Here is a 22,826-nt window from a genome sequence, read left to right on the forward strand (position 1 = left end):
CCGCACTAAGCTGGACCCATGACCTCTCCTGTGCCCGTGGTTCTCGTTTTCCTGGATCCCGCCTTCCCCGGCGGCCGGCTGGCTGACGCCTCGCAGCCGCAGCTGATGGTGACAGACCAGGGGGCCACCCGGGGCGACGGCGTCTTCGAGACCATGCTGGCGGTGGGCGGCAACGTCCGGAAAATCCAGGCCCACCTGGACCGCCTGGCCGGCTCCGCAGACGCGCTTGACCTTGCCATTCCGGGGCAGGACGAGTGGCGCCGCGCCATTGCCACCGCGCTGTCCGAGCACCGGGTCCAGAACCCTGCCCCGGCCGGGTACGAACTGGTGGTAAAACTCGTGGTGACCCGCGGCGCGGAGGGCGCAACCGCCCCCAACTGCTGGGTCCAGGTCTCGCCTGTGGGCGCAGGCGCCCGCCGGCAGCGCGAAACCGGGATCGACGTGATCCTCCTGGACCGCGGCTACGACAGCGACGCCGCCGAGCGTGCACCCTGGCTGCTGCTGGGCGCCAAGACACTCTCCTATGCCGTCAACATGGCCGCCCTGCGCCACGCCCGCAAGCAGGGCGCGGACGACGTCATCTTCATCTCCTCGGACGGCAGGGTCCTGGAGGGCCCCACGTCCACCGTGCTGCTGGCCCACGTGGAAAAGGCCGACGACGGCACGTCAGTGAAGCGCCTGATCACGCCCCAGCTGGACAGCGGGATCCTCCCCGGAACGTCGCAGGGGGCGCTGTTCACCGCAGCCAAGGCAGCCGGCTGGGAACTTGGATACGGCCCGCTGGAGCCCCAGGACCTGCTGGACGCCGACGCTGTGTGGCTGATCTCCAGTGTCCGCCTGCTGGCGCCGGTCAACCACATCGACGGCAAGCCGGTCGGCACTCCGTCCGTGCAGAAGGAGCTCACGGCGGAACTGAACGAGCTGTTCGCGGGCATCCAGTAGGCCGGCCCGTGATTCGGGCCGTTGCACTCTAGGTTCCGCAGGGACAGTGGCCGTAAGGTGTGGTTCATGGACTCGCAGACGCAGCCGGATGGCACCCTGACCTTTGACGAATGCTGGGAACTCCTGGCCAATGACACAGTCGGCCGCCTTGCCGTGGTGGTTGACGGCCACCCCGAGATCTTCCCGATCAACTACGTGGTGCACCGCCGAAGCATCGCCTTCCGGACAGCCGGCGTCACCAAATTGTGGAGCGCCCTGTCCGAACGCCCTGCAGCCCTGGAAATCGACGGCTACGATCCCCACACCGAAGAGGCGTGGAGCGTGGTGCTGCGCGGGGACACCCAGGTCATCGAGGACCAGGCGGACAAGGACGCCGTGGACAGCCTGGGCCTTGAGCCGTGGCAGCCGGGCGAAAAAGCGAACTACATCCGGCTCTCAGCCCGCGCGCTGACGGGCCGCCGCTTCAAGGTGAACCGCCCGGATGTCTGGGCCACCCGCGCGCAGGACAAGCGCCGCGCTTCCTTTGAATAGGTGCTTCCAAGGCTTTCCGGCGGCAGGAAATTTTGCGGCGCCGGATGGGCAGTTGCGGACGGTGGCTGACGGTTGGGGATGGATAATCCAGACGCTTGCTAGATTGGTTGTCTACGGGTAAAGTCTACGTTGTAGATGCGGCAGTGACACCTTCATCCACACTCCATTGCCCCGTGCACGGCATTGAGGTTAGCTGCTGTAGCCGAACGGCAGTACCACCGCACTTAGCGAAGGGAAGCCGTCTTGGCACATTCGCAGTTCGACCTCTTTCTCAAAGAAGCCACCTACCTCGACCAGGCCTCGGAATCCACGCTGGACCGCGACCGCCTGTACGGCCTGTACACAAGCTGGTGCTTCATCAACCAGCAGAAGCCCGGACCGGAATCCGAGTTCTGGGCCGCCATGAGCCACCGCAGGATTGCTACCGGCCACAACGGGCTGCGCATGAAGGGCCCCGCTGCCGCCGATTACATCCTGGCCAGCTACCCCGGGCTCGTGTAAGAAGCCGCAGTAGGCAGGTCACGGCGTGGACCACGTGCTTTCGGGCACGGGGTCCACGCCGCTCCTGTATCCGGGGACTCTGCGGGCCTCTACCTGCCGCCGGATGCCGGGTAGGCCGCGTCCACCTCCACTTCCACGAGCCATCCGTTGACCGGCAGGTTCTCGATTTCCAGGGCAAAGCGTGAGGGCCTTGCAGGGTTCACCACAAAAGGCTCTGCTGGCGCCGCGGAGCCCAGCGGAACCTTCACGGCAGAACCGTCGGCGAGGCTGGTGTTCGCAAAGTACTGCCGGTACGCCCGGTTCCAGCCGTCAAAGTCGGCCTTTTCCGCACCGGCGGGGTTCTGGAGGAAAACGCGCATGGTGATGACGTCGTCGTAATCCAATCCTGCCTGTGCAAGGTTCTCGCCGATCCGGCGGAGGGCGTTGATGCCCTGCGCTTCGGTAATGGTGACGCCGGGCGGAAGGACACCTCCCGGGAACACGCCCGTGTCCACGTAGCGCTGCTCACTGCCGGCGGGGGCGGCTGTGTTCAAGGCAGACGGCCCCAGCCCGCTGCTCTTGTAGATGGCGGTGTTCGCACCGATGGCCACGCCGCTGGCGATCATCGGGTTGTCCTGGCCGGCTGGGAGGTTGGACACTGTGGTTCCGGGTTTTGGTGCGGTGAGGTCCTGGAACACTGCAGGAGCCGCGAAAGCGGCGGTTGCGGTGAGGCTTATGCCGGCGATGCCGGCACCGATCAGGGCGAGTCTGCGGCGGAGCATGGGCTTCTTTTCTGTCGAGGTGCGGGTACTGGCGGGGGTTGCGGCGCTCATCCGGCCACCATTGCCGCTGCCCGGGTGTGCAGGGCGGTGACGGCTGCACGGGCGGAGGTCATGGCACCGTGCTGCCAGGCGATGGCGTGGCTGAGGTGGTCGCCGGCGAAGTAGATGTTGCCGGACGGCTCCAGCAGCCTGGCGTATTTGGCATCGGTCTGTGAGGGCCAGCCCACCCAGGCACCTTCGGAAAAGGCGGTGCTGCCCCAGTCCACCGAGAACGACGCCGCAACGTCCTTCCGGTACACGTCACCATGGATCCGTGCCCCTTGGTCGAGGGCGCGGCCCAGGCGCTTCTCCGGGCTGAGTTCCTTGTAGACGCGCGCGCTGGCACCTGTGTTGTAGTAGCCCACCATGGTGCCGCGCTGCCCGTGGAACCCGGTGGACGGGTACCACATGTTGCCGAGGTCGATGTTGGTGTTGGTGATGCCGCCGTAGATCCGGTGGTCCTCCTCCCACCAGCGGCGTGAGTACTCGATGCCGATCTTGCCGGCGTCGCTGGGGCTGGCAAATTTCAGGGCGTCGATGACGTCCGCGGGGAGGTTGCCCGGGTTGGTGTACTCCACCGAAACGCCGGCTGCAGTGTTGTTCATGGAGAGGACCTGGGCTCCGTACACGAATTTGTCCTTGCCGATGGCTGACTCGAACGCGTACGGGATGCGGTCCATGCCGCCCACGGGCTGGAACATCATCATGGCCTGGTCCCAGCCGAATTCGAAAGAGAAGTAGTTGCCCACACCGCTGGCGAAAACGTCGGACAGGGCATCCGGCGCCAGGGGCGTGCCCGCTTCCAGGCCGGCCCCCGGAGCCACGGAGTATCCCTTGCGGCCGGTGCCGGTGTACTTGAAGCTCGCCGCGGCATCTCCTGGCACTTTATTGCCAATGGCACCGAAGCTCTTCAGGAAGGAGATCAGGTTCTCCTTGTCCGCTGCGCTCATGTAGCTGTCCAGGGCACCCTGGTCGGTGGCTTTGGCCAGCAGCTCGGAGACGTACCCGTAAACGTCAGCCTTGGCAGCGCGGTGCCGGATGGGGGTGTTGGAGAGCTTGCTGCTGCCTCCACGGAAAAGGTAGCCGTCCGCATTCTGGTTGGTGAAGGGCTCGATGGCCACCCCGAGTTCCTTGCAGTAGTCCAAGGTGATGTGGTGCTGCGGGATGCGGCCCGGCCCGGCGTTCATGTACTGGTCCTTCGAGAAGGTGGCCCGCTGCGTGATTCCGCGCAGATCCGTCTCTTCGGTCCCGCCGCGCACTGTCCAGTTGCGCCCGCCCGGACGCATCCGTGCCTCAAGGATCGTGACCTTGTAGCCGGCCTTGCCCAGTTCGTACGCCGTGGTCAGGCCTGCGATTCCCCCGCCCAGGATCACCACGCTCTTGCCCTTGCCCTGCAGGTCGTCGGCGCGGGGCGCGGCGAACGCAGGAGCTGCAGGATCCGGGGCAAGGCCCATGGCCGCCATCGTCTGGTACATCACCCCGGCTCCCCCCACCATTCCCACATAGCGGAGGAAGTTCCTGCGAGTAGCATCTGTCATGTTGTTCCCTTTCACCGGAGTGTTACACGGTGAGCGTAGGGATGAAATGTTTCGTCAAATGCTGTGACGGTATGGGTGTTGTGGCATTTGCATTTCAGTCACGTCAACGCTGCTCCTGCCCAGGGAGCACCTGCCCTGAAAGGTGCCTGGTACATGGCTGGCAGCAGCGCCTACCTGCGCGAAGGACTCCTCATGCGGTTACTCGAAGACTCGGATGCGGCCGCCCTGGCCCGGGCCTATCAGCGCAATCGGGGGCTCCTGGCGCCGTGGGAGCCGAAACGCACTGACAGCTTCTTCACCAGCGGGCACCAGGCGGACACCATCCGCGCCAAGCTCGCCCAGCACGCGTTGGGCACCGAAGTCCCTTGGGTCCTGGTCCAAGAAGAGGACGACGGCGGAGGCAGAGTGCGCGCAGGCCAGCGAACCGGGCGCGTGGTGGGGGCAGTGACGCTGACGGGAATCGTCCGCGGCCCCTTCCTCAGCGCCAACCTGGGCTACTGGGTGGACCACGAACTCACCGGGCAAGGGATCGGCACTGCCGCCGTTCTCCACGCAGCCAGCTACGCCCGGACGGCGCTTGGACTGCACCGAATCCAGGCGGCAACCCTGCTCCACAACACAGCGTCGCGGCGGATCCTGCAGCGGGCAGGGTTCCGGGAGATCGGGGTTGCTCCGGACTACCTGAAGATCGCAGGGCAGTGGCAGGACCACCTGCTCCACCAGCTGATCCTGCCGCACTCCTGAGCACCGCGCGTCAGCCCCCGGCAGGAGCGCACGGGCTGCGGTGGCCGGGGCATCCTCAGGTAGGGATGATCCTGAAGAGAAACCGCGTGCGCACCATCGCCCAGAGGAGTCCCAGCACCACGGCGTAGGCCAGGGTGTTGATGAGGATGTTATCTTGCTGGAGGGCCGGGATGTTGGCGATGACGGCGATGAGAACCACATGCATGATGAACACATAGAGGGTGGCGCGGCCCAACGGGACCAGGAACCAGCCCAGGGCGCGCTGTACCGGTTTCCAGTACGCGGTGAGGAAGGCATAGGCCGCCACCACCAGGACCAGGACGTTGAGCAGCCGGCCCGGGGCAAGGTAGGTGCGCCCGAAGAAGAGGTCGTACATGGCCCGGTATGCGGTGTCCGGAATGATGGCAAGGCGGACGTCATACCCGTTGGCGAGGTACGGGTTGCCCCAGGATACGAAGGCGAACGCGAAGGCCAGGGCGGTGCAGGCCACCACCACCCAGGTGTGCGCTGAAAGCCAGGCCACGATGCTCCGCCGGTGGAACCCGGCCGCCAAGCCGATGACGAACAGCACCTGCCACACCAGCAAGGGGAAGGAATCCTCGAACTGTGACGGCAGGAGCCGGAAACGCGTCACCGTACCCACCGCGTATACGGCCAGCGATGCCGCCAGCACCCAGACAGCCTTGCCGCGGTTGAGGGCGGCCAGGATCAGCGGGCTGGCCAGCAGCAGCACCACATAGAGGCCCATCACGTTGAACTGCCAAGGCCCGAACTGGAGCAGCAGGATGGCGGGAAGCACCTGCGCCGGAACGGGAAACTGGAACAGCGTTTCCATACCCGCGTAAAGGTCGTAGGTGCGTCCTGCCCCTTCGTGCCCCGCTCCGCCGGTGCCCTGGTCCACGAAGGTTGTGAGCGCGTCGGTCCGGAAGGCCGGCAGCAGCGACAGCAGGAAGACGCCCACCAGCACCACCAGCGCCGTTACGTAGAGCTTGCCTGCCCGGCGCGAGGTGAGGTCCACCACCGTTCCAAAATCGTCCTTCGCCCTGGGCCCATACACCATGCCCACCACCAGGCCGGAGAACAGAACGAACAGCTCGGCACCCGAAACGAAGCCCACCGCTTCCTGGGTCAGGAGCTGGAACAGCGACACCATGCCCAGGTGGTTCACCACCACGAACACGATGGCCAGGCCACGGAGCAGGTCCACGCGTGAGTCCCTGCTGGAAGGGTCGCTGTAGCCCCACGCCGTGACCGCACCCAGCCTGGCGGGGAGTTGCCACAGCGCCACCAGGAGGATGATGAGCGCGGCCCCAACGGTCCAGGCGGCAGCAGCCGAAAGCGTGTTGGACCTGACAAACCCGGGACCCGAACTGACATCGGTAACAGGCCCCGTCACGATGGGCGCTTCCTCAAGCCGGCTGTGGGCAGCGTCCGCGATGCCGGCGTTTCCGGTGAGCCGCCAGTCGATGCTGGCCACGCCGGTGTCCCGTGTGCTGGTGCGTTCGTCCCAGACCACTGCCCCGGTCAGTGCGAAGTCGGCTGATCCGGCAACGCCCAGGACCTGGTCCCACCAGCCGTTCTTGATCTCCGCTTCCGCGGCGCCTCCGGAGGACGGGCTGTAGAAGGCCGACGTCTGCAGCATGAAGGGCTTGTCCCGCCCCGCGGCATATGTCCCGTAGAAGCTCTCCCCGCCGGAGGCCGTCAGCATCTCCTGCAGCTCACCGGTTCGGGGCACGGTGTTGACGGCGCCGCCCCCTGCGGTGTCATCGTGGTAGGCAGTCAGGCCCACCCAGTCCACGGCGTCGTCCCCCGGATAGTAGGGTTCATAGGCCTTGTCGGAGCCATTCCAGGTGCCGTCGCCATTGGTATCCAACAGGTTGAAGCCTTCGCTGCCGGGCCCGGGCGCATTCCGGTTCCGGTCAAAGGGGTAGTCCTTGCCCAGATACGGTTCCCACACCATGACAAAGCTGCCACGGGCACCACCATCCCGAAACGCCGCCGCCACCGCCTGGAATGCCTCCCGGTAGCCGCCAGGCTGTTGCCCCCACTCCACCCAGCTGGTATTCATGTCCGGCGCAAAGCGGATAAGCAACTGGCCCTTGAAATCCCCCTGCATCCGGCGCACTTCCCCCGCAAAGGCTGCGGCAGCGCCAGCGGTGACCTGGTCCAGCGGGACGGCAGGCCTCACCGTGAGCATCGCATGGGCACCCTGCCCGGCGGACTGCTCCAGGAACTCGCGGATATCGTTCTCCTCCGAGGCACGGAACGGGAAGGCGATGTCGTGTCCGAAGATTGCGGGGGATGCCCCGAGCCTTTCGGAGAAGCCGCCGGCGGTGTCCTCTCCCCATTCGAGGACTGCGCCCAGCAGCGGCTTGCCTTCCTCCGTGAAGTTTCGGGCGGCCTGCGCTGAGCCGGCGGGCACCACCACCGCCAGGACGGCCATCATCACGGCGGCGAGGAGCGCGGCCACCCTGTGGAGGGGCTGCAGCCGGCGGCTCCGGGCGGGACGTGTGGGCGCGGCGGCGGATGGCGTGATGATGAAGACCCCCAGGGACTGATTTCTCCAGTAGCGGGGCGGCGGCCCCTGCAGAAACTTTATCGGCCCGACCCGGGCGACAGGCACCTGGCGCCCGGGCACCCCAAGTGGTGTCGCCGTCGTCCGTTCCAGGGAGGTGGCGGACGCATCTTCGGCGCGGCGCCTCCGCGCTGCATCCTTCAGTTACGCAACATGACGACGGCGGCGGTGCGGCGCCGGGCGGCAAGTGTTACGTTTTTGGGGAGTAATGAGTACCGGCGCCAAGCCCTGACTGGCCGGTCGGCAACCCTCCTTCCACGGCGGGGTGCCTCAGGTGAATACTCGGCATATCGACCATTCGAGCTGCAAGCGTGAGAGAAGGAGATCCGTCGTGTCTGACGCACCTGCCCCTGAAGAAAAACTGTCCTATCGCCTCATCAGCGGCCCGGACGACCGTGCATTCTGTGAGCGCATCTCGGCCGCCCTGGCGGAGGGCTATGTGCTGCACGGCAGCCCGGCGGCAACCTTCAACGGCAGCAGTGTCATCGTGGCCCAGGCCTTGGTTCTTCCGGCGGCGATCGCTTCCGCGGACGCCGCAGTGGCGGACGCCGTGGACAACCTCGAGTCCGCAGGCGACGACCTTGAGTTCGACGGCGAGGGCCACGCATGAGCTACGCAGGGGACCTGACGCCGCAGGAGGCCTGGGACAAGCTGGAACAGGGCGCCATCCTGGTGGATGTACGCACCGAGGGCGAGTGGGCCCACATTGGTATTCCCGACACCAAGGCAACCGAGAACGATCCGCTGTTCATCCAGTGGACTTTCCCCGGCGGCATCCCCAACCCTGACTTCATCAACGACCTCAGCCAGCAGGCGCCCGAGGACCGTTCAACCGAACTGGTGTTCCTGTGCCGCTCCGGCCAGCGGTCCATCGCGGCAGCCATAGCGGCCACCCAGGCCGGCTTCACCTCCTACAACGTGCTGGAGGGCTTTGAAGGCGACCCGGACCGCTTCGGCGAACGCACCGTCAACGGCTGGAAGAACCGCGGCCTGCCAACCAACCTGGGAAAGATCTAAGTGACCTTCAACGAAGACGCCGCCGGCTGGAGCCCCGACACCCAGGCCGTGCGCGGCGGGCTGGACCGCACCAACTTCCAGGAAACCAGCGAAGCCATCTTCCTGAACTCGGGCTTTGTCTACGAATCCGCCGCTGCCGCCGAGCGCGCGTTCACGGGCGAGGACGAGCGCTTTGTGTACTCCCGCTACGGCAACCCCTCCGTGGCCACGTTCCAGGAACGTCTCCGCCTGCTGGAAGGAACCGAGGCGTGCTTTGCGACGGCGTCCGGGATGTCCGCGGTGTTCACCGCGCTGGGTGCCCTGCTGGCCGCCGGCGACCGCGTGGTTGCTGCCCGCTCGCTGTTCGGGTCCTGCTTTGTGATCCTCAACGAGATCCTGCCGCGGTGGGGCGTGGAAACCGTCTTCGTGGACGGGCCGGACCTGGAGCAGTGGCGCGAGGCCCTGTCCAAGCCCACCACCGCCGTCTTCTTTGAATCGCCATCCAACCCGATGCAGGAGATCGTCGACATTGCCGCGGTCAGCGACCTGGCGCACGCAGCCGGGGCGACCGTCGTCGTCGACAATGTCTTCGCCACTCCCCTGCTGCAGCGCTGCGGGCAGTTCGGCGCGGACGTCATTGTCTACTCGGGCACCAAGCACATCGACGGCCAGGGCAGGGTGCTCGGCGGCGCCATTCTGGGCACCAAGGAGTTCATCGACGGACCGGTGAAGCAGCTGATGCGCCACACCGGACCGGCGTTGTCCGCGTTCAATGCCTGGGTCCTCACCAAGGGCCTTGAGACCATGGCGCTCCGCGTCAACCATTCCTCGGCCACCGCCCTGCGGCTCGCGGAATGGCTGGAGGAGCAGCCCGCCGTCAGCTGGGTGAAGTACCCGCTCCTGAAATCCCACCCACAGTACGAGCTGGCCGCGAAGCAGATGAGCGCGGGTGGCACAGTCCTCACCCTGGAACTTGCGCCCTCCGGGGGCCGCTCTGGGAAGGAAGCGGCGTTCGCGCTGCTGGACGGCCTGCGGATCATCGACATCTCCAACAACCTGGGCGACGCCAAGTCCCTCATCACCCACCCCGCCACCACCACGCACCGCGCCATGGGTCCGGAGGGCAGGGCGGCAATCGGCCTGAGCGACGGTGTGGTGCGGCTTTCCGTCGGCCTGGAGGACGTGGACGACCTGATCGGCGACCTGGAGCAGGCGCTCAAGCAGATCTAGCACTCCGGACGGTGGTGGGCATGCCTGGAACGGTCGCTGCTCCCGGCTGGCGGCTGCTGTCCACCATCCCCTGCCTGAGCAGACCTGCTGGGCATCGCCGCCGGCGCGGCCCTACAGCGCCTGTTTCCGGTACGTCTTTTGGGGATATCCGGCCCCTATTCATCAGGTGCCGATAACGGAGAGGCTGACTTTCACGGCGTCGCCTTCACTGATCCGGGCCCTGGCCCTGATGGCCTTCTTGACTGGCAGGAGGTACGTCCCCTTGTGAGCGTCCGGGAAGAGCGAGGTCTGCCAGGTGTGGCCGGAAATTTCCGCTGTCACCTGGATTGAGCCGAACGCTTTGCTGTGCCCTGCGTTTCGTGCGCGGATATCGTCCGCCACGTCCGGTGGCAGGGTAAGGAAATGCCAGCCGGCCTCGCCCGGGTACAGCCACAGTGCGGCTGTGAAGGAGTACGACGACGTCACGCGCCGAGTATGGCACGCCTGCGGTAGTGCCGCCAGGGTTGTGGATATCCAGCCGGCCACTAGTCATCCACAGCCCCTGCCACACTGCCCTTTTTGTCAGACCCCCGCTGGAGGATGTCTGTATGGAAAGCACGACGGCGGTGGTGGAGGCGGAGGCGGCAGTTGACGCTTCGGTGGCTGCTTTTAGGGCGGTGCTCAGCGGCGCTGCTGTTTCCGGTACGACTGGTTCCGGTACGGATGTTTCTGGTCTTGGTGGCGTTGAGCCTGGCGCTGACGCTGGCGGGGTTGGTGATGATCCGTTGCAGCGGGTTGCTGATAATGCGTTGGATGTTCTTGCGGGGGTGGCGCGGTCGGAGGCGAAGCTGGCAGCGGTGAAGGCGCGGGCGGTTCAGGTGCTCGCTGCCGCCACGAGTGTGGTGAACGGTCCGCCGTCCTCGCCGCAGGAGGCCACCGGCCAGGACCGGAGCCTGGTGGCCGAGGTCGGCTGTGCGCTGGTGATCGGTGACCGTGCCGCCGGTGCCTTGTTGGCCGAGTCCCACGCCCTGGCCACGGCCCTGCCCCGAACCCTCGCCGCGTTGCAGGGCGGTTCAATCTCCTGGCAGCATGCCCGGGAAATGGTGAACCAGACCGTGGGCCTTGACCGGGCCGGAGCCGCCGCGCTGGAGGCTCACTTCCTGGACCCGGACACGCCACGGCCGGCCGGGGCGGCGACGATCGGTGAGATGCCGGCGTACCGGTTCAAAGCCAAGGCCCGCACCTGGCGGGAACGCCACCATCCCGAATCGCTGGAGAAACGCCATACCAAGGCCGCGGCGGACCGGCGGGTCGAATACCGGCCTGACCAGGACGGGATGGCCTGGCTCTCGGCCTGCCTCCCCGCCGACCAGGCCATGGCAGGCTGGAACCGGCTCAACGCCCTCTCCCGCGCCGCACAAGGACCCACCGAACCCCGCACCCTCACCCAACTCAGTGCCGACCACTTCGCCCAAGCCATCCTCACCAGCGGCACCAATGCCAGCATCGGCGACGGGGCAGGAATAGGAACGGATCTCACCCCTTCGTCGCGGATCCGGGCGCAGGTCCTCGTCACCGTGCCGGTCCTCTCCCTCATGGGAGTAACCGACGAGCCAGCCATGCTCGACGGGTACGGACCCATCCCAGCCTCGATGGCACGGGACCTGGTCGCTAACGGAGCTGATTCGTTCCACCGGGTCCTGGTCGATCCGCGGGACGGGGCGCCGTTGGAGATCGGGCGGAGCAGCTACCGGGTCACCAAAGCCATGCGGAACTGGCTCCGGCTGCGGGACGGCCAGTGTCCCTTCCCCGGCTGCAGCAACCCGTCGTTGGATAACGAGGCAGACCACCTCCTCGCCTGGCACCACGGCGGGACCACCGGGATCAGCAACCTCGGACAGCCCTGCCCGAAACATCACAGACTCCGGCACACCAGCGGCTGGACACCGACAGCAGCCACCAAGGACGAACCACCCGGCTGGACCTCACCCACCGGACGCCACTACAAAAGCGAACACCAGGACTGGGAACCACCCCACTGGCCAGACTGGGTTACTGAAACGTGGAGTGCGGCAACGAAACCGGAAGGACAACCGAGTTTGGCGCTCGGAGGCATGCCCGTCCAGGGCTTTGTTGAGCACTTTGGGATGCCCCAGGACCTGGACCTGCCCGATAATGTCGATCCCCCAGACGTGGACGTTCCAGAAGACCCGGGACCCACCGAGGATGAACTCCCCAAGGACCCGTTCCCTGAGTGGCACCTCCTTCTGGAAGCCTCCCTTGCTGTCCTTTAGGAGAGAGCAAACATCGCCCCTGTAGGACAGAGCAAGGTCGCCGGACTCGGAGGTCTGCCCAGCGCCCCCGGGCATAAAGCGGGCCAGCCTCCCATGGCATATGCCGTGCCGTACGCGCAGCCCCTCGTCGGCCCAGGAGGCAGCCCCTGTCTGCTCAAGAGGCAGCCCCTCGTCGGCCCAGGAGTGCCTATGACTGCCGTACGCGCAGCAGGTCCGGGGCTGCTTCCACTTCTGAAAGGTCCATGGCACCACGCATGGTGATATTCACTGCGTGGTTGACCACGGCGCCCAGGCCTAGGTCCTCGGGCGGTGAACCTTCCATGGCCCTGTCCCGGACCCGGCGCTGTTCAGCCGCTCCGGTGCCGCGGGCGATGATGTCCTCCACCCCCTGCCGAACGATGGCGAGCTCCCCTTGTTCGTCCAGGACCGGCGCCAGGTAATCCACCAGCGAACGCACCACATCCGCGGCCCGGGCCGGCCGGAAGGTGCCGAAATCCAACAGCTCCCCGCTAAGCCCGCTGTTGCTCGCCTGCCATGCAGCCATGCGCAACAGCACAGTGGGCACCGGCGCGGGGTCCACCCCGTCCCGCCACTCCCGGCTGGCCGACTCCACCAGTGCACGCACCAGGAGTGCGATGAGCGCGGCATCCTCGGCACGGAGGCAGACATCGGCCACCCGCACTTCCACAGTGGGGTGGTTGCGCGAAAGCCTGGCGTCGAAGTAGAGCATCCCCTCGTCCAGCATCACTCCGCTGTCCAGCAACCGCGTGACCACCCGCCTGTACGCAGGGTAGGTCCCGTAGATCCCCGCGGGTCCTGAGGTGGGCCAGCGGTTCCAGGCCTGGGTCCGGTAACTCTCGAAACCGGTCGGCACACCGTTCCAGAACGGCGAGTTCGCACTCAACGCGGTGAGCACGGCAAGCTTGTCCCGGATCCGGTCCAGGACCGCCACGCCTTCCTCCGGCGATTCAATATAGGTGTGCACATGGAAGCCGCACGTGAGCTGCTCCTGCGCTGTGAGGCCGAAGCGCTCCAGCATCCGGGCATACCGCGGGTCCGGCGTCGTGTGGCTGGTGGAGGCCAAGGGCGAGGTGGCCAGCGCCGCCACCCTGGCACCGTTCTTTTGGGCAGCCCGGTCAGCAAGCGTCCGGCCAGCACGGATCTGGTCCAGCAGGACGCCGTACTCGAGGCAGGGCCGCGTCTGGGTCTCGATCTGCTCAAGCTTAAGCTCGGCACTCAAGCCCATCTCATCGTCGTCGTAAACGGTCTTGTCTTCGGTTTCCAGCGAGCGGGCATCGGGTGCATCATCGGCCGCCATCCTGTGCCCGGACAACAGGGCATCGGCCAGCGCAAGCGGCTCCCCCGTTGTGGGGTCAACAATCAGGAGCTCTTCCTCGACGCCGAATGTACGCATACTGTCATTCTGCGGCAGGCAGGAAGATTTTGGAGGGGCTCCGCCATTCATGACGAACCGTGAATGATCAGTCCTGGAAGTACTCCACCTTCGCGCCAATGGCGTTCAACCGCTCCGCCAGGTCCTCGTAGCCGCGCTCAATGACGTAAATGTTCCGCAGCTCTGACACTCCACGTGCGGCAAGCATCGCAAGCAGCAGGCAGGCGGCAGGGCGCAGTGCAGGCGGGCAGCCCACCTCCGCGGCACGCCATTTCGTGGGCCCGTTGACATAGATCCGGTGCGGATCCAGCAGCTGCACCTGAGCGCCCAGCCGGTTGAGTTCCGTCAGGTAGATCGCCCGGTTTTCGTAGACCCAGTCGTGGATCATGGTCTGGCCCTGGGCATTCGCGGCAATGACGGCGAAGAAGGGCAGGTTGTCTATGTTGAGCCCCGGGAACGGCATGGGATGGATCTTGTCCTCCGGAGCATGCAGCTCCGAAGGCTTGGTGGTGACATCCACCAGGCGCGTCCGGCCATTCCGTGCCATGTACTCGCCCGAGATCTCCAGCTGCTGGCCCATCTGCCCCAGCGTTGCCAGCTCAATTTCCATGAACTCAATGGGCACGCGCCGGATGGTCACCTCGGAATTGGTGACAATGCCCGCGGTGATCAGGCTCATCGCCTCGATGGGGTCCTCCGACGGGAAGTACTCGATGTCGGCGTCGATGGACGGGCGCCCCGTGATCTTCAGGGTGGTGGTGCCGACGCCCTCGATCTCCACGCCCAGCATCTGCAGGTAGAAGCAGAGATCCTGCACCATGTAGTTGGGGCTGGCGTTCCGGATCACGGTTGTTCCCTCGCGGTGGGCGGCTGCCATGATCGCGTTTTCGGTGACGGTGTCGCCGCGTTCGGTCAGCACGAACGAGCGGTCCCGGGTGTCCGCGGGCGGGGCCTGGACACTGTAGAAGCCCGCGGTGGCCTCCACCGAGAGTCCGAACTGGCGGAGCGCCTGCATGTGCGGTTCAACCGTCCGGGTGCCGAGGTCGCAGCCGCCCGCATAGGGGAGCCGGTATTTTGCTGATTCGTCCAGCAGGGGGCCCAGGAGCATGATGACGCTCCGCGTGCGGCGCGCGGCGTCAACATCCATGGCGTCCAGGTCCAGCACGGCCGGACGCCGGAGCTGCAGGTCGGTGTCGTTAAGCCAGGTGCACTCCACGCCGATGCTGGTCAGGACCTCAACAATCCGGTTTACCTCTTCGATGCGCGCCAGGCGGCGAAGGACAGTGGTGCCCCGGTTGATCAGGCTGGCGCAGAGCAGGGCCACTCCGGCGTTCTTGCTGCTGTTGACGTCCACGGAACCGGAAAGGGTATGTCCGCCTTCAACCCGCAGGTGCGTCATCTGCGGCTTGCCCACGTTCACGATGCTCCTGCCAAAGATTGCTTCGAGGCGTTGGATCATTTTGAGGCTCAGGTTTTGCTTGCCCTGCTCCATCCGGGCAACGGCGCTTTGGCTCGTCCCCAGTTCGGAAGCCAGCTGGCCCTGGGTCCAGCCCTTCTCACTGCGGGCGTCCCTCAACATGGCGGCAACGTGTTCGGTGGTTTCCTGCGTCATAGTCAAGTTTATATCATGAATGAGCTATCAGGCCTGCCTTTGGAGCCTCAGTGAGCGGCAATAACGATTCGTTACCCGTTCCATGCGATAGAGTCGCACAGTTGCGGCACCTTGACCTTCCCGTGCCAACGGCGGGACACTGAATCAGGACCTCTTCGTCCAGCGGCAACGGAGGCAGCATGCGCCGCACACCAGCCAGCGAAATTCCGCCAAGGACCACCCAGCGGGGCAGGGCGCAGTCCTGCAGGGCACAGCCCGCCGGAAACAGCTTGGCCGTGCCGGGAATGTTTGGCCTGCTTCTTGCCGCGCTGCTCCTGGTCACCGGCGTCCCCGCCTACGCCGTTCCCTCACCCGGGGAGGGGCAGCAGTCATTTCTGGGTAACGACATCTCCTGGCCGCAATGCAACGGAAATTTTCCCTCGGAACAGGCGTTTGCCATCGTGGGCGTCAACAATGGCCTGGCCAACACCACGAACCCCTGTCTGTCCGAGCAGCTCAGGTGGGCGGAAGATTCTGCCGGCCACCCCGGCCAGCCCACCGTCGCGCTGTACGTCAACACGGCCAATCCCGGCGCCGCCGGCTCCTGGTGGCCGGACAACGACGAGTATCCGGCCGGCCAGGAAGTCCATAACCCCTACGGCCCCTGCAGGGCCGGGGACTACGGCAAGGCCTGCGCCTATATGTACGGCTACGCCAAGGCCTACGACGACGCGTACTTCCGCGGGATCAGCAACCCCTCCTCGTACTTCTGGTGGCTGGACGTCGAAACGGAGAACAGCTGGTCCCGCACCGACAAGGATGCCAACCGGACCGTCCTCGAAGGCATGACCGACTTCTTCCACAGCATCGGAGCCGAGGTGGGGATCTACTCGACCGGCCAGCAGTGGGACCGGATTGTGGGAACAGTCAGCAGCTCGAGCAACCTCTATTCGCTTCCCAGCTGGCTGGCGGGGTCCCTCAACGCCTCTGGCGCGGCGAGCGCCTGCTCACAGGAGCCGCTGACCGGCGGTGGCAAGGTGGTGCTGGCCCAGTTCGTGTCCAGGGGCTTCGACTACAACTATTCCTGCCCCTAGGCCGGCCCAGGCGTCAGCTTCCCAGCCACACCATGTTCCAGGTCCCCAGGGACACTGCCGCAACCACCGCTGTTCCCGCCATCACGACGCCCCCGGCAAGCACCCAGGCATCCAGCGCGCTGAAGGTGGATTCGCGTGCCCACGTCCGGCGTCCGCCGCCGAAACCGCGCGCTTCCATGGTCACTGCCAGCCGTGACGCCCGGCGGATTGCCTGCACCAGGAGCCCGAAGCTCTGCCCCAGCGTCGCCTTCAACCGCTGGACGGCATTGCCACGCGAACCGACGCCCCGGGCCCGGCGCGCCATGCCGATTGTCTGCCACTCTTCCGCCATCAGGCCCACCAGCCTCATGGCCGCAAGGGTCCCCAGCACGAACCGGTGCGGCAGGCGGGCCTTCTGCGCCAGGGCGTCGGCCAGGTCCGTGGGGTCGGTGCAGCTCATCAGCAGCACCGCCGGAAGGGCGATGGCCAGCCCGCGCAGCATGAAGCCGATCCCAAGTTCCAGCGAGCCTTCGCTCATGGTCCAGATGCCGACGTCGATCAGCGTCCTTCCGCTGTCCGCAGCCAGGATTGAGGTACTCCAGCCCCCCACCGCCGCGGCGAGGATCAGCGGCCAGCCGCGCTGCCACAGCAGCGTCAGCGTGAGGCCTGCGAGCGGGAACAGGAGGAATTCGAAGGCCAGCGCCACTGATGCGGAAACCCAGTCGATCGAAAGCGCCAGCACTGCCGTGATGAGGAAGACGGCGGCGAACTTGCTCAGGGGGTTGGCGCGGGCCAGCAGGGCCTGGTTGCCCCGAAGGTTCAATTCCTGCCTCATGGCGCCACCGGTTCCGCGGCAGCCATCCGCAGCTCAGTGCCACCCAGCGCGGCGGTGAACTCGGCGTCGTGGGTCACGGACACCACCGCGGTGCCGGAGTCCAGCAGCTCGGACAGGAACGAGGCCAGCTCCGCCCAGGTGTTGGCGTCCTGGCCGAACGTCGGCTCGTCCAGGACGAGCACCCGGGGATGGGCCGCCAGGACCGTGGCCACGGAGAGCCGCCGCTTCTCGCCGCCAGACAGCGTATAGGGGTTCGCGTCCACGAGGTGGGTCAGCCGCAACCGCTCCAGCAGTTCGTCCACGCGCTCCTCGCCGTGGCCCAGGTGCCGCGGACCGAACAGGAGTTCGTCCAGCACCTTCCCGGTGACGAACTGGTGCTCCGGCTCCTGGAACACGGTGCCAATCCGCTCGATGAGCTGCTCGGCCTTCCACTTATAAGGGTCTATCCCGGCGCCACGGCTGAGGTCCAGGGTGGCCGACACCTTTCCTGCCACCGGTTCCAGGAGTCCCGCGAGGGTCAGCGCAAACGTTGACTTGCCCGCCCCGTTGGGGCCCGTGATGGCCAGCGCCTGCCCTGCCCGGACCTGGGCGGAAATATCGTGTTGGACGGGTACCGGGGGTACCTTCCGGAAGCCGCTGCGGCGCGGACGTTCCCGGGAAACCGCAAGGTTCTCGGCCGCCAGCAGAAGGCCGCCGGAGCCGGCTGCCGGATTGCCCGACCGTGCACGCGTGCCAGGAACATACCCGGGCACCCACACACCGGCCGCCGCCAGCATGGTCCGTGCGTCCGCGAGCACCTGGTCCGGAGGACCGTCAAGCAGCACGGCATCTTCAGTGGCGCTGCCCGGCTGCAGCACCACGATCCGGTCCACCAGGTCCTTCCACACGGACACCCGGTGCTCCACCACAACCAGCGTGGCGCCGGTCTTGTCCACGCAGCGGCCCACGGCGTCCCGGACTTCCAGCACACCGGCAGGGTCCAGGTTCGCCGTTGGCTCGTCGAGCAGGATCAGGCCGGGCCGCATTGCGAGGATTCCCGCAAGCGCGAGGCGCTGTTTTTGCCCGCCGGACAGGGCCGACGTCGGGTGGTCAAGCGGCAGGCGGGAAAGGCCGACGTCGTCCAGCGCCTCGTGCACGCGGGCCCAGATGGCGTCGCGGGGCACGGCGAGGTTCTCGGCGCCAAAGGCGACGTCGTCGCCGACGCGGGAGAGGACCACCTGCGTCTCCGGATCCTGCTGCATCAGCCCGGCCCGGCCGCGCTGCTCGCGGGGCACGGCGCCGTCAACCAGCAGCGAGCCCGTCTCGTCGGACTCGCCGGCGTCGCCGCCGTCGTCGTCCATGTCCCCCAGCACCCCGGCCAGGGCATGCAGGAGCGTGGACTTGCCCGCACCGGAGGGCCCCAAAAGGAGCACCCGCTCCCCCGGGCGGATCTCCAGGTCGAGGCCACGGACAGCCGGCTTGGCGCGCCCCGCATGGCGCCATCCCCAGCCGCGGGCTGTGACGGCAGCCGGACGCACCGCAACTGATGCCTCGTGCCGCGAAGGGGCGCCCATCAGGAGAAGACGGGCTCCGTTGCCGCCTTGCGTGATGCAAAGGAGCTCAGGACCCCTGTCCTGGCCAGGCCGCGGGTGGCGATCCAGGACAGTGCGCCGGCGATGATGGCGCCGGAGATGGCAGTGAAGATGATGTACGCCAGCTTGTCGCCGGCGGCGTAGGCGATGTTCCAGCCCCACGGCGCGAAGGAGTCGTTCAGGCCGCAGAAAAGGCCGGCCGCGGCGCCGGCAAGCAGTGCCACGGGCAGGTTGAACTTCCGGTACACGAAGATGGCGAAGATGATCTCGGCACCCAGGCCTTGGACGAATCCGGAGAACAGTACCGACGCACCGTACTGGGAGCCCATGAGCAGTTCACCCGTGGCGGCCACCGTCTCGCAGAAGAGCGCGGCGCCTGGCTTGCGGATGATGAGCATGCCCAGGACGGCCGGGATCATCCAGCCGCCGGCAATCAGGCCGGTCAGGGGCGGGTAGACGGCGTTCATGGGTCCGGAGACTGCGGCCGCCCCCTGGGACCAGGCCCAGAAAATGACGCCGCCGGCAACGGCGATAAGGGCCGCCACCACGATGTCCACGACGCGCCAGGACTTGCCGGCGGGCTTCTTGATTGCTGTTGTTGCCATGTGGTCCTCCTGAGGAACAGGAGGGGAAAGTGGACGCGGTTGCCGGCACTGCTGCCGCTGCGCGCACTTCGAGAACTCGACTCCCTTGCGCCGGTACTAACCGGATCAGGTTCGAGGGTCTGCGGCTGTCCGCACTCTCAGCGCCCACCTGCGGTCCCTGGCCTGGCCAGTGATGCCGACGGCGGCGCTCCCCTGTCGTTGAATGATTCTATTGGTGAAATATCCGCCCTGTTGGGCGTGGTCCAGTTTACCGCAGGGAGGGGTAGATTGTGGGCCATGACAGCGAATCCACCAGATGTGACCGGGTATGATCCGGATTCCCGCGAAGCCCAGCCGGAGGGATCCCTGGAGGCCTTGATCGCGCGGATTGAGGCGGAGATCCGGGAACTCCAATTTCCCGGCTTCTCCCTGGACGACTCCCTGAACCTGGGGCTGCTCCTCGTGGAGCTGGGCAAGGAGCGCGGGCTTCCCATCGCCATCGACATCACCAAGGGCGAGCAGCTCCTCTTCCACGTGGCCCTGCCGGGGGCAACACCGGACAACGGGCACTGGATCCGGGCCAAGAAACGGACCGCAGCCCGGTACGAGGTTCCTTCCCTGCTGGTGGGGCTGCGCGCCCGGCTCAGCGGCGGACGTATCGAAGACAATGCCTGGTTCGACCAGGCCCTCTACGCTGCGCACGGCGGCTCCTTCCCCTTGTACGTCACTGGGGTGGGCGCCGTAGCAACCGTCACCGTGTCCGGATTGCCGCAGCTGCAGGACCATGACCTGGTGGTCGAGGCCCTCCGCGACATCCTCCGTTCGGCCGGCGCGGAGTAACGCCCTGCAAGCCAGCGGAGTGGCGCCCCCGGCCGGCCGGCATGGCAGGTCTTCCTGGCATGGACACCCCAGTGAGGCCGGGAGTACATTCGAGCGCAGTGGCGGGTGATCAATCCAGGAGGGCGCCGTGACCGGTCCAGCAACCGAGAACCAGGTCCGGGCGGCGCTGGACAAAGCCTGGGACGAGATGATTTTCATCGGCCCGGACCACCCCTACTATTCCCTGCTGGCGGAACTGGTGTCCGCCGTCGGGAAGTCCTGGCAGCAAGGCTACGACCACGGCCGCCGCGGAGGTCCGCACACCAACCCCTACTTATGGGCCGGCCCGGGAGGCTAGCAGCCTGCGCGCGGAGTGCGGGCGCACAACGCCGGCACAATACAAAGGCTGCTTAGCAATTATTTAGTAATCATGCTTACTATGTTGTCTCCAGCGTTTGAGGAGTACAGCACATGGCAGCCAGCATCCGCCGGGCAGGCGCCCGCACAGGCCTGCAGAAGGCTGCCCTCGCAACGGGCGCCGTGTTCTGCCTGGCCGGCATCCTTGGATTCGTTCCCGGCATCACTTCCAACCATGACGCGCTCCGCCTGGCCGGACACGCCTCAGGAGCATTGCTGCTCGGGATCTTCCAGGTATCCGTCCTCCATAACGCCGTGCACCTGCTCTTCGGCGTCGCCGGCGTCCTGATGTCGCGCACCCACCCGCAGGCACGGAACTTCCTCATCCACGGCGGCGTCATCTACCTGGTCCTCTGGCTGTACGGCCTCCTGGTCGGTGACCCCACCCCTGCCAATTTCATCCCCGCAAACGATGCGGACAACTGGCTCCATCTGGTCCTTGGCCTGGCCATGATTGCCCTGGCCATCATGCTCGCCCGTGGACCCGCCCCCGCCGCAGGCGGCGCCGGCAGCGGCAGCACCGCCACATCCCCAGCGCCCGGCACCCGCGGCCGCTGACACATCCCCGGCCGGGCCCCAGTGCAGGGAGCACGGAACCGGCCCACGCCAGACCTGAAGGAGCACCATGAAAATCCCAGCAGCACGGGGTCCGGTCAGCACCGCACTGTTCAGCGCCCTCACAGCGGCACCGGGCACCGATGAGGGCGCCCTTGACGCGTTACACCGCTCGGTGGCCGGCCATCTCCCGGCAACCCGGGACATCATTGGCGACGACGACCTCCAGCTGGCGCTCTTCTGCCTCTACGAGCTCCACTACTCGGGCCTTGAGGGTGTGAGTGACGAGTGGGAGTGGGCGCCGGAACTGATCCGGGTGCGCCAGATGCTGGAAAAGCCGTTCGAAGCCGCGCTCCGGGACGCAGCCGCGGAGGCTGCCGGTGACCTGGAACTTCCCGCCGGACCCGGTGCCACCAGCGACGCTGTGGCGGACGTCCTGTTCGGCCTGGCCGCACGCGACACCGGCCCCAGCCTCTCCCGCTATGTGGCCCGGAAAGCCAGCCTGGGCCAGCTCAAGGAATTCCTGATCCACAAGTCCATCTACCAGCTGAAGGAAGCCGATCCGCACACCTTCGCCATCCCCCGGCTCTCCGGCCGGCCCAAAGCGGCACTGGTGGAAATCCAGGCGGACGAGTACGGCGGCGGACGGCCCGAGCGGATGCCAGCGCCCTTTTCGCCCGCACCATGCGGGGCCTGGGAATGGAGGACGGGTACGGGGCATACGTGGACGCCGTCCCTGCGGTCTCCCTCGCTGCCGTGAACCTGATGTCCCTTTTCGGCCTTAACCGCCGGCTCCGGGGGGCCATCACGGGACATCTGGCCATCTATGAGATGACGTCCTCCCAGCCCAACCGCCTGTACGGCAGGGGCTTCCGGCGCCACGGATTCACTACAGACGTCACCCACTACTTCGACGAGCATGTGGAGGCCGACGCCGTCCATGAACAGATTGCCGGCCGGGACCTTGCGGGCGGGCTGGTTGAAGCCGAACCCCACCTTCTGGCGGACGTCCTGTTCGGAGCCACGGCCGTCATGGCCGTGGACGGCAGGCTGTCCGCGCACATCCTGCAGTCCTGGGAAAACGGCGGAACCTCGCTGAGGCAGGCACTGCCTGCTGCGGCCTGAGCACCAAGGCATGAACCCCGCTGACCAGATCAGGCCAGGCCCCACGCAGGCATCAACCGAAACCTCCACCAGATTTCCCAGCACCCCAGAGCAGGAGCAGAGATGAACCAGGAACCCACCGAGAGCTCCATTGTGGTCTGCCCCGACGGGCCCCTTATTGTGCGCGGCGATTTCGAGCTGGTCACACCGTCCGGCGATCCGGTTCCCCGTGACCGCAAAACGGTGGCGCTGTGCCGGTGCGGCGCCTCAGCCATCAAGCCCTACTGCGACGGCACCCACAAGATGATCAAGTTCCGCACCGAATCCCCGTCAGCCTGAACAAGCGACGCGTCACGCTGGGCAGGGACCCGGCAAACGCCAGATAGGCTAGGGACAGCCCGTTTTCCGCCCGCAAGGAGTACTCAGGAATGAACCTTTTCATCAAGCTGCTCGGCACCGGCGTGAGCCTCGGCGCCGGCTTCGTCGGCACCAAGCTGGTCAACACCATCTGGGAAAAGTCCACCGGGCGCAAGCCGCCCACCGGCAAGGACGAGGACGTCCCCACGAGCCTGCAGTCCGCGCTGACGTTCGCGCTGATCTCGGCCTCTGTCAGCACCATCATCCAGGTCCTGGCCAACCGAGGCACCCAGCGGGCCATCACCCGGTTCGCCAAGAGCCAGGACATCGTCTAGCGGAGTCCAGCACCCGCAGCCCCGGCCAACAGGGAAGTTTTACCCAGCTCCCGGGGCACTCC

General features: G+C 66.4%; 23 protein-coding genes, 1 pseudogene and 2 riboswitches. Of the genes and pseudogenes, 15 read left to right on the top strand and 9 right to left on the bottom strand.

From position 1 onward, the window contains the following. Positions 1-18: 18 nt before the first annotated feature. From NFU08_RS13205 to NFU08_RS13215, 3 genes are all read left to right on the top strand, one after another. Complete coding sequence (locus NFU08_RS13205) at positions 19-942, top strand: aminodeoxychorismate lyase (protein WP_251423998.1); 924 nt, start codon at positions 19-21, stop codon at positions 940-942. 66 nt (positions 943-1,008) lie between these two features. After that, complete coding sequence (locus tag NFU08_RS13210) at positions 1,009-1,473, top strand: pyridoxamine 5'-phosphate oxidase family protein (RefSeq protein WP_251424000.1); 465 nt, start codon at positions 1,009-1,011, stop codon at positions 1,471-1,473. A 243-nt stretch (positions 1,474-1,716) separates the two neighbouring features. Then, positions 1,717-1,974 (top strand): hypothetical protein, encoded by a 258-nt coding sequence (locus NFU08_RS13215; RefSeq protein ID WP_174176183.1) that lies wholly within the window; start codon positions 1,717-1,719, stop codon positions 1,972-1,974. An 89-nt stretch (positions 1,975-2,063) separates the two neighbouring features. On the opposite strand, the gene NFU08_RS13220 is transcribed toward NFU08_RS13215, so the two are convergent. After that, on the bottom strand, positions 2,064-2,786 hold the full coding sequence (locus NFU08_RS13220) for a Rid family hydrolase (RefSeq protein ID WP_251424001.1): 723 nt from the start codon (positions 2,784-2,786) through the stop codon (positions 2,064-2,066). Further along, positions 2,783-4,312: an FAD-dependent oxidoreductase gene (locus NFU08_RS13225; protein WP_251424003.1), complete on the bottom strand. Its 1,530-nt coding sequence runs from the start codon at positions 4,310-4,312 to the stop codon at positions 2,783-2,785. The genes NFU08_RS13220 and NFU08_RS13225 overlap by 4 nt, the downstream gene beginning before the upstream one ends. Before the next feature lie 153 nt (positions 4,313-4,465). Here NFU08_RS13225 and NFU08_RS13230 point away from each other — a divergent pair, with 153 nt between their 5' ends. Next, positions 4,466-5,056: a GNAT family N-acetyltransferase gene (locus NFU08_RS13230; protein WP_251424005.1), complete on the top strand. Its 591-nt coding sequence runs from the start codon at positions 4,466-4,468 to the stop codon at positions 5,054-5,056. Between the two features lie 55 nt (positions 5,057-5,111). Here NFU08_RS13230 and opgC read toward each other — a convergent pair whose 3' ends face one another. Then, the gene (opgC, locus tag NFU08_RS13235) at positions 5,112-7,502 is read right to left on the bottom strand and encodes an OpgC domain-containing protein (RefSeq protein ID WP_251424077.1); all 2,391 of its coding nucleotides are present in this window, start codon (positions 7,500-7,502) and stop codon (positions 5,112-5,114) included. A gap of 333 nt (positions 7,503-7,835) precedes the next feature. After that, a riboswitch (SAM riboswitch) is annotated at positions 7,836-7,949 on the top strand. A gap of 13 nt (positions 7,950-7,962) precedes the next feature. On the opposite strand from opgC, the gene NFU08_RS13240 reads away from it, so the two are divergent. The 3 genes from NFU08_RS13240 to NFU08_RS13250 are packed head-to-tail and all read left to right on the top strand — an operon-like array spanning position 7,963 to position 9,857. Then, on the top strand, positions 7,963-8,241 hold the full coding sequence (locus tag NFU08_RS13240; RefSeq protein WP_251424007.1) for a DUF1737 domain-containing protein: 279 nt from the start codon (positions 7,963-7,965) through the stop codon (positions 8,239-8,241). Continuing rightward, positions 8,238-8,648 carry a rhodanese-like domain-containing protein gene (locus NFU08_RS13245; protein WP_174176175.1) on the top strand — a complete coding sequence of 137 codons (411 nt, stop codon included), beginning with the start codon at positions 8,238-8,240 and terminating at the stop codon, positions 8,646-8,648. Before NFU08_RS13240 ends, NFU08_RS13245 begins: the two co-directional genes overlap by 4 nt. After that, the gene (locus NFU08_RS13250; RefSeq protein WP_251424009.1) at positions 8,649-9,857 is read left to right on the top strand and encodes an O-succinylhomoserine sulfhydrylase; all 1,209 of its coding nucleotides are present in this window, start codon (positions 8,649-8,651) and stop codon (positions 9,855-9,857) included. It begins immediately after the preceding gene. Positions 9,858-10,019: 162 nt separating this feature from the next. Here the strand turns inward: NFU08_RS13250 and NFU08_RS13255 are convergent, their stop codons facing one another. Then, positions 10,020-10,322, bottom strand: coding sequence for a DUF1905 domain-containing protein (locus tag NFU08_RS13255; protein WP_251424011.1), 303 nt, complete (start codon positions 10,320-10,322; stop codon positions 10,020-10,022). Positions 10,323-10,444: 122 nt separating this feature from the next. Between NFU08_RS13255 and NFU08_RS13260 the strand changes: the two genes are divergently transcribed. Then, complete coding sequence (locus tag NFU08_RS13260) at positions 10,445-12,130, top strand: HNH endonuclease signature motif containing protein (RefSeq protein ID WP_251424013.1); 1,686 nt, start codon at positions 10,445-10,447, stop codon at positions 12,128-12,130. Positions 12,131-12,317: 187 nt separating this feature from the next. On the opposite strand, the gene NFU08_RS13265 is transcribed toward NFU08_RS13260, so the two are convergent. Then, entirely contained in the window at positions 12,318-13,544 is a 1,227-nt protein-coding gene (locus NFU08_RS13265; RefSeq protein WP_251424015.1) for a glutamate--cysteine ligase, read from the bottom strand. 67 nt (positions 13,545-13,611) lie between these two features. After that, positions 13,612-15,135, bottom strand: coding sequence for a UDP-N-acetylglucosamine 1-carboxyvinyltransferase (locus NFU08_RS13270; protein WP_251424017.1), 1,524 nt, complete (start codon positions 15,133-15,135; stop codon positions 13,612-13,614). A gap of 284 nt (positions 15,136-15,419) precedes the next feature. On the opposite strand from NFU08_RS13270, the gene NFU08_RS13275 reads away from it, so the two are divergent. Next, a complete protein-coding gene (locus tag NFU08_RS13275; RefSeq protein WP_174176345.1) occupies positions 15,420-16,208 on the top strand; it encodes a hypothetical protein in 789 nt (262 codons plus the stop codon). A 13-nt stretch (positions 16,209-16,221) separates the two neighbouring features. On the opposite strand, the gene NFU08_RS13280 is transcribed toward NFU08_RS13275, so the two are convergent. Genes NFU08_RS13280 through NFU08_RS13290 form a run of 3 tightly spaced genes read right to left on the bottom strand, consistent with a single transcriptional unit; the run spans position 16,222 to position 19,198 of the window. Further along, on the bottom strand, positions 16,222-17,022 hold the full coding sequence (locus tag NFU08_RS13280) for an energy-coupling factor transporter transmembrane protein EcfT (protein ID WP_251424020.1): 801 nt from the start codon (positions 17,020-17,022) through the stop codon (positions 16,222-16,224). Then, the gene (locus NFU08_RS13285) at positions 17,019-18,575 is read right to left on the bottom strand and encodes an ABC transporter ATP-binding protein (RefSeq protein ID WP_251424023.1); all 1,557 of its coding nucleotides are present in this window, start codon (positions 18,573-18,575) and stop codon (positions 17,019-17,021) included. Before NFU08_RS13285 ends, NFU08_RS13280 begins: the two co-directional genes overlap by 4 nt. Beyond that, on the bottom strand, positions 18,575-19,198 hold the full coding sequence (locus NFU08_RS13290; protein WP_174176159.1) for an ECF transporter S component: 624 nt from the start codon (positions 19,196-19,198) through the stop codon (positions 18,575-18,577). Before NFU08_RS13290 ends, NFU08_RS13285 begins: the two co-directional genes overlap by 1 nt. A gap of 64 nt (positions 19,199-19,262) precedes the next feature. Then, positions 19,263-19,402, bottom strand: a riboswitch (TPP riboswitch). 72 nt (positions 19,403-19,474) lie between these two features. Between NFU08_RS13290 and NFU08_RS13295 the strand changes: the two genes are divergently transcribed. The 6 genes and pseudogenes from NFU08_RS13295 to NFU08_RS13320 all read left to right on the top strand — a co-directional run bounded on the left by NFU08_RS13295 (position 19,475) and on the right by NFU08_RS13320 (position 22,764). After that, positions 19,475-20,017, top strand: a complete 543-nt coding sequence (locus NFU08_RS13295; protein WP_251424024.1) for a heme-degrading domain-containing protein — start codon at positions 19,475-19,477, stop codon at positions 20,015-20,017. A gap of 127 nt (positions 20,018-20,144) precedes the next feature. Next, positions 20,145-20,354, top strand: a complete 210-nt coding sequence (locus NFU08_RS13300; RefSeq protein WP_174176154.1) for a hypothetical protein — start codon at positions 20,145-20,147, stop codon at positions 20,352-20,354. Between the two features lie 113 nt (positions 20,355-20,467). Continuing rightward, positions 20,468-20,971, top strand: coding sequence for a DUF4383 domain-containing protein (locus NFU08_RS13305; RefSeq protein WP_174176152.1), 504 nt, complete (start codon positions 20,468-20,470; stop codon positions 20,969-20,971). 67 nt (positions 20,972-21,038) lie between these two features. Beyond that, a pseudogene (locus tag NFU08_RS13310) lies at positions 21,039-22,093 on the top strand (iron-containing redox enzyme family protein). 102 nt (positions 22,094-22,195) lie between these two features. Beyond that, positions 22,196-22,411, top strand: a complete 216-nt coding sequence (locus tag NFU08_RS13315) for a CDGSH iron-sulfur domain-containing protein (protein WP_174176148.1) — start codon at positions 22,196-22,198, stop codon at positions 22,409-22,411. An 89-nt stretch (positions 22,412-22,500) separates the two neighbouring features. Next, entirely contained in the window at positions 22,501-22,764 is a 264-nt protein-coding gene (locus NFU08_RS13320; protein ID WP_066279890.1) for a DUF4235 domain-containing protein, read from the top strand. The last annotated feature ends 62 nt before the right edge of the window (positions 22,765-22,826 follow it).

Origin of the sequence: Pseudarthrobacter sp. NCCP-2145, from assembly GCF_023708005.1 — a bacterium.
GTDB lineage: Bacteria > Actinomycetota > Actinomycetes > Actinomycetales > Micrococcaceae > Arthrobacter > Arthrobacter oxydans.